We start from the raw sequence: 6,593 nt of genomic DNA on the forward strand, positions 1-6,593 counted from the left end.
ATTAAGACAAAAAGCATCCCCTGAAAACAAACGCTTACTTAGTCGAGACATCCTGATCATAATAGTGCTGGGTTTGACTATCTTGCGAAATCGCGTCCAGGTTATCAACGCCCTGGACCTTCTCGCTACCAGAATACGTAAAGCTGTAGTTCTTATCCGTTGGCTTGGCAGTGAAGACCTCGTAGGCGCCACTTCCAATGTCGGCAACCACGACCTTCTGCAACTTGCCATCGATGGTCAATTTACTGCGCCAGAAGGTAATGCCGTTCTGGAAAGCCGCGTTGCTGTCTTCCTTCGAAGCGGCTTTAATCGTTCCGGCAGTCATGGGCAATCCGACCGACTGCTGCTTGATATAGGCTTGGATACTCTTTACCTTGCTATCTGTTCGCTTCTTCAAATCAGTGATTTGCTGGGAATCACTCGTTGGATAGACGTCGAAACCATAGTCTGTTGACGTTGGCTTGACCACCTGTTGCTTCTGGGGAGTCTTACTATTTTGAGAACTCTCTCCCTTAGCCAGCAGAGATTGTTGCTGACTCGTGAGCTGCGTGTTCTTGCTCTTTTGCTTAGGGCGGGAAATTGTGAGTACGGCCCCGACAGCCACTAAGAGAACCAGTACAATGAGCGCTATCCAAAATACATGGTGTTTCTTGCCAGTATTTGGAATCTTCTTATTTTTCTTTGACATGATTACATACTTCTCCTTTTTAAACGCACCCTTCATTATAATCACTGGACAACGGTGAAGACAACATAATTTGTCAGCATTAAGAAAACCATAACAAAAAGAAACCGACGAATCGGTTTCTTTCAGTAATTACGCAACTATTCTTGAAAATTTATAAAGTCAACGAAGACAAAGCCCAAGAATTAAACGATTAACGCAAGTAGAACGTGTTGTCATCACCGAAGTAATAGTCAACGCCATCAATCTTTTGCCAACCTTGTACGGCACGACCATCGCCGTCCGTGTAGTACTTGTAACCCCATGCTTCACGCCATCCAGCGTTCTGACGAACACCATCAATGAACCAGTAGTAAGTACCAGTATGGTAACGGAAGCCAGTGAAGAGTTCACCGTTTTCATACCAACGGTAACCACCATTTTCGGCTGAACCGTCCCATAGATACCCCGTCAACGGACGAGAGAAGTAGGTGTCATCATTACCAAAGTAGTACAACTTTCCATCAATGAAGCGGCTACCCTGAACGGCACGACCATCACCATCGGTATAGTACTTGTATCCCCAAGCTTCACGCCATCCGGCATTCTGACGAACCCCATTAACGAACCAGTAGTAGGTCCCGGCATAGTAACGGAAACCGGTGTAAAGCTGACCATCTTCGTACCAACGGTAACCACCGTTTTCGGCAGAACCATCCCAAAGGTAACCGGATGAACGGAGGTAATAGGTATCGTCATCACCGAAATCTAACGTGATTCCGTTAACAACTTGTTTCCCTTGCACAGCACGACCATCCGCACCGGTATAATATGTCTTCCCCCATACTTCGTGGAAAGAATTATCCTGACGGACACCATCTTGGAACCAGTAATAGGCGCCAGTATAGAACTTAAATCCAGTAAACACACGGTTATTTTCATACCAACGCCAATCGCCATTGTAGTCCTGAATGTAACCATTTAATTCTAAATTATCTTGAGGCCGGGCTGGGTAATAATGACCATTGTCGACCAGAGCACCTTGGTCTAGGACTCGATCATTAATAATCCGAGTGTTGTCACCATCAATTTCTAGGATATAACTTGGTGCGAATGTTTTAAAAGTTAAGTAAGCAGTCACAACAAAACGGTTGTTATTGGCATCACCATTGTTAATTGGGTAAAAAGAATAAGTTTCCGTTCCGCCCTTAAAGTCGCTACTCAAAACAATGCCGTTTCCGTTCAACTTTTTATAGTGTCCCTGAATCCCATCATCCGATACATAACCCAGCAAAAATGACTGATATTGAGCATCTGATCCCCAGGCAATCCGGGGGTTATCAGTCGCAAAATGCCAACCGCGGGTTACTACGAATAGGTACCAACGACCCGCGTGTTCAAACAAGACTGGCCGTTCGATTTCATCATTCACAGCGTTGGCAACCATCAAGGGTTTTTCAATCGATGCGACCGTATAATCCGAATTCAACTTCACCAAACCAACCGAAGCGTTTGAAAGGTAGCCCATGTCATACTCGCGGTTATCTTTGTGACTCAAAAGACGGGCTTGTTCTTTTTTGTAATCTTCAAAGGACATGCCATAGTTTGCTTGGTTAAAGAAATTATTGATTCCTTGGAAACCGACTTTGTAGCCTGTATTCGCTTCAAAGGCAACGTACATCTGGTCACCATCAAACACAAGATGAGGATCACGCATGGCGTTACAGTCGTCAAACTTTGGCAACTTATCAACGTTAGTGTAATTAATTTGATTGATATCGCCATCGCCAGCAAAAATGGTCTTATGATCCGTTGCTTTCGCATGGTTGATGGTCAAACCACTATTCCAATCATTCCCATCCTTTGGCTCAACTGACACTTGTGCCGTTGTCAGCGTTTGTTGCAACGGTTCCCAGTGGTAGAGGTTTGAATAAATAAAACGAATTGTTGTGTCTTCGGGATGCAACATTACGGTTGAACCAGACCACTCTTGCTGCATCCTATCCAAGTACTGGTCTTGTACTTTTGGATCGCGCCCTTCACCAAATGAATTGAAGACATAACCTAAGTATTGCCAAGTGGAAATATCTTGGTTATTGGCATCGATACGTTGAGCAAACAAGCCCATTTTACCTTGCCAATCATCACCGAAAACCAAACAAACAGCTAAGTGGTAACCGTGATAATTCGCCGGTGTGCCATCCGGGTTGGTTACTGGCCAAGAATCACCCATGTGTTGCTTAACCATCTCCCCTGTCTTTTGATCAGGTTCGTACACATTGGCAACATCCTTGCTTAAAGTGCTGAACTCAAACTGAGGGGCTCGCTTAGTTGAATCATCGAGTGAATCCACGATGGTGTTCATATCATGACGGGTAAAGTGTAATAAACCATCATCATTGACATCTTGAGGCTGGCTCTGAACATCAGATTGTTGAACATAAGCAACCGTATTTGACTGACGCATCTTTACAAGAACACGACCGTTGACAACATTTGCTTGAACAGATGACACAACGTTATTATCAGCCACCGTGTCAACTAAGGTTTCGCCGGTTACGTCTGCGTAGAGTTTCGTCCCCTTCATCAAATAACCTGTTGCGGTCCCATTATCGTTAAAGTCGATTTGCAGACCCTGACGTGGTTGCTCATAAGTGTTTGTTGGCAACTTAGCTGCTTCAGTTTTAGTCCCATTATTGGAAGCATTCTGGTCATCATTCGTTGATTGGTTAACTTGATTATTAACCGTATCCTTCTGCTGATCAGTTTGTTTATTATCGGCGCTTACCGTTTGATTAGTCCCGCTCACAGATTGTGCAGTGGTTGACTGTGTATCAGCATTTGACTGCTGTTCAGTACCCTGTAAACTTTGGCTCTGCTGCCCAGCTTGATTTGTTTGCTGACCATCGTCCGCACTGGCTGCCATTCCCGAAGCAGCGACAATTGATAAAGCGGTAACAGTAGCAATACACCACTTCTTACCAGCTTTATACATTTTGACATGTTTCTTCATTCCCTAACCTCAAAATACTCTCTCTAATTTACAAGTGAATTATTAGACATACAATAAAAATTATACAGGTTATTTTTTTATTTTCAATTAATATTCATTTTATCTAAAGCTACCCTTTTATCTTTTAAATAAATTGACAGTCTTTTCTTTGTACAAAAAAAGATCTAGGAAATTTCCTAGATCTTTAAGGTTAATTAACGCAAATAGTAGGTATTGTCATCACCAAAGTAATAGTTCTGACCATCGATGTTCTGCCATCCTTGAACGGCACGACCATCACCATCTGTGTAGTACTTGTAGCCCCATGCTTCACGCCAACCGGCGTTCTGACGAACACCGTCGATGAACCAGTAGTAAGTACCGGTGTAGTAACGGAAGCCAGTGAAAAGTTCACCATTTTCGTACCAACGGTAACCACCGTTTTGAGATGAACCATCCCAAATATAACCGGTCAATGGACGTTCATAGAATGTATTGTCATCCCCAAAGTTATAGAGAATACCATCGATGTAACGTGTGCCTTGAACAGCACGACCATCATTATCCGTGTAGTAGGTGTAACCCCAAGCTTGACGCCAACCGGCATTTTGACGAACACCATCGATGAACCAGTAGAAGGTTCCGGCATAGTAACGGAAGCCAGTGAAAAGTTCACCATTCTCGTACCAACGGTAACCACCGTTTTCAGCAGAACCATCCCAAAGGTACCCGGATGAACGCAGGTAGAACGTACCATCGTTACCAAAGTCTAGTTCCTGACCATGAATGTTTTGAATTCCTTGAACAGCACGGCCGTCTGCTCCAGTATAGTACGTCTTCCCCCAGGCTTCGTGGAATGAACTATCCTGGCGCTTACCATCTTGGAACCAGTAATAAGCCCCAGTGTAGTATTGGAATCCTGTAAATAATTGGCCATTTTCAAACCAGCGCCAATCATTCACATCTTCGTCAAACAGGTAGCCATTCCAACCAGTATGATCTTGGTGTGGAGTTGGCGTAGGTGTTGGTGTTGGAGTTGGAGTTGGTGTTGGTGTTGGAGTTGGAGTAGGCGTAGGAGTTGGTGTTGGGTTTGGAGTTGGTGTAATTGGTGTCGCCACACCATTACCATCAACCCATACATCCTGTCCGTTTAATACCAGCTTTTGATTAATCAATAATTCATGGTTCGAATCGAAGCAGTAGTTCTGACCATCAATCGTTGTCCAACCAGTCACAAAGCTACCGTTTGATGAAGCGTAGTATTTATGCCCATCAAAGTTCACCCATGCGTTAGTTTTGGCAGCACCATTTTCAAAATAGTATTCGTTGTTTTCAAAAGAACGAACACCCGTATAGAGTTCTCCGTTTTCATACCAGGATGATGGGAAACCATCTAACGGTGCTTCCCTATAAAGGCCTGTCATATCGCCCTTCTTCTGAGCATCCGTGGCATATGTCTTGGAATCCATCGTAAGGGCTCCCTGTGATAACAACACATTGTTAATCACTTGGGTTTGATTACCATTGATTTCTAATACGTAACTTGGTGCAAAGGTCTTACTATCCAAGTAACTTGTCACGACAAAACGATTACTGCCATCCGTATTTGGCATAACTAAGAAGGAATAAGTATAACCTGTACTCTTTGGGTTGATATCACTTGCTAGTACTAAGCCATTGCCATTAAGTGGTTTATAGTGACCAAGGATACCATCTTCTGACACAAATCCCAAAAGATATTCAACACTACCATTAGCTCCGTGAGTGACGTAACCATTTGTGGAAGCCATGTGCCAGCCATGAGAAGCTGTAAACAAATACCACTTACCATCGTGTTCAAAGACCGTTGGGCGTTCCAATTCATCGGTTACTGCATTAGCAGTCAGTAAAGGTTTTTCAATGGACTTAACTGTGAAATCACCGTTCAACTTCACAATACCCAAAGCTGCATTGGCCAAATAGGCTTTGTTAAAGGCCAATTTATTACCTTCCAATGACAACTTATCGTTTTGATATGTTGATCCTTGACTGCCAAAATAAGCTTCATTGTTTAAGTTGTTAGCCCCCTCAAATCCAGTATCTGAACCTGTGTTCGATTCAAACAAAAGGTAAGCTTGTCCATTATCAACAACGAAATGTGGGTCACGAAGAGCAACTTCATCACTAAAGTTATCCATAGTAGCACCAGCTTGCGAATCATTCTGGTATACTTTGCCGTCTGCTACAAAGATACTCTTGTGGTCCGTCGTCTTTGTGTGATCGATGGTCAAACCGTTATTCCAGCTACCATCTTTCCCTTCAACAAATACCTTAGCCGTTGTTAAAATTTGACCTTCAGCTGTAAAGTTTGTGTAGAAGAAGCGCAATGAATCATCATTAGCATTCATCATGACCGTTGATCCAGACCATTCGGATAATGTCTCCTCAAGGTAACGATCACTGCCATCAAATTTATAGCCCTCAGCCTTTGTATTGAAAACGTAGCCAAGGTATTACCAGCTAGCGATATCATCAGTGTTATCAGTCAGTTTCTGGGCAAACAAGCCCATCTTGGCATCATACCAATGTTCGGTACCAGCTGCATCCGCAACCAATCCAACAGCTAAATGGTAGCCGTGATAATCTGCAGCAGCTCCATTGATATCCTGAACAGGCCAAGAATCCCAAACACGTAGTTTCGTCTGGCTACCATCAGCGTTGGTTTGGTAGGCAGATGGAATTTCCTTCTTCAAATCATCTGTGTTTATCTTTGGCGCCCAATACTTCGAATCATTCATGGCATCGGGAATCGAATTCATATCAGCACGTGTGTAATGTGCTTCCTGATTATCATCATTCGTTGTGATGACATTTGCTGATAAATCGTTCTTATCAACAAAATGCTCGTATGCTGATAAAATGGACAGATTTTATGCATCGTCCACTGTATAATTATCC

At 43.3% G+C, this 6,593-nt stretch carries 2 protein-coding genes and 1 pseudogene; all 3 read right to left on the reverse strand.

Features of this window, described 5'->3' with window-relative positions:
* Positions 1-34: 34 nt before the first annotated feature.
* A complete protein-coding gene (locus IV71_RS06600; protein WP_010017507.1) occupies positions 35-688 on the reverse strand; it encodes a hypothetical protein in 654 nt (217 codons plus the stop codon).
* A gap of 190 nt (positions 689-878) precedes the next feature.
* Positions 879-3,677, reverse strand: a complete 2,799-nt coding sequence (locus tag IV71_RS07815) for a glycoside hydrolase family 68 protein (protein ID WP_010017506.1) — start codon at positions 3,675-3,677, stop codon at positions 879-881.
* 194 nt (positions 3,678-3,871) lie between these two features.
* Positions 3,872-6,562, reverse strand: a pseudogene (locus IV71_RS06610) (glycoside hydrolase family 68 protein).
* Positions 6,563-6,593: the final 31 nt, after the last annotated feature.

Source organism: Fructobacillus fructosus KCTC 3544, assembly GCF_001438695.1.
Taxonomy (GTDB): Bacteria; Bacillota; Bacilli; order Lactobacillales; family Lactobacillaceae; genus Fructobacillus; species Fructobacillus fructosus.

Coding starts and splice junctions, on each gene's coding strand:
- IV71_RS06600 (WP_010017507.1), bottom strand. CDS start 688: ATGTCAAAGAAAAATAAGAAGATTCCAAATACTGGCAAGAAACACCAT.
- IV71_RS07815 (WP_010017506.1), bottom strand. CDS start 3,677: ATGAAGAAACATGTCAAAATGTATAAAGCTGGTAAGAAGTGGTGTATT.